The sequence below is a fragment of the Shewanella sp. 4t3-1-2LB genome, from assembly GCF_017368415.1.
Taxonomy (GTDB): Bacteria; Pseudomonadota; Gammaproteobacteria; order Enterobacterales; family Shewanellaceae; genus Shewanella; species Shewanella fodinae.
Window position 1 is genome coordinate 1 of sequence record NZ_JAFNJD010000191.1, and the last position, 253, is coordinate 253.

The following is a 253-nucleotide window of genomic DNA, read 5'->3' on the forward strand; positions in this document are numbered from 1 at the left end:
TACTGCGGCAGTGTGATTGCGGCTCACCGAGCCAGCGGAACAAACTAAAACAAGCTAGCTGGAGCGATGACTACCGTGAAAAAGTGTTCTTTGGTTAGAAATTGCTCAAAGTGTGCTCCGACCCTGGGCATTAACCAGTGTCTGGCTTCGCCCGTTTGATGCCAACGATTTAGCAGTCCCAGTGAGTAAAATCCTCGGTCAAACAAGGTGAGTGAATTGTCGGGGGTGGTATCAATCAGTTGCTCTGCCAGCT

At 50.2% G+C, this 253-nt stretch carries 1 pseudogene; it reads right to left on the reverse strand.

Annotation, left to right across the window (positions count from 1 at the left end):
* Positions 1-107 precede the first annotated feature (107 nt).
* Positions 108-253 (reverse strand): annotated as a pseudogene (locus J3L11_RS19255) (IS4 family transposase); the annotation flags it as partial.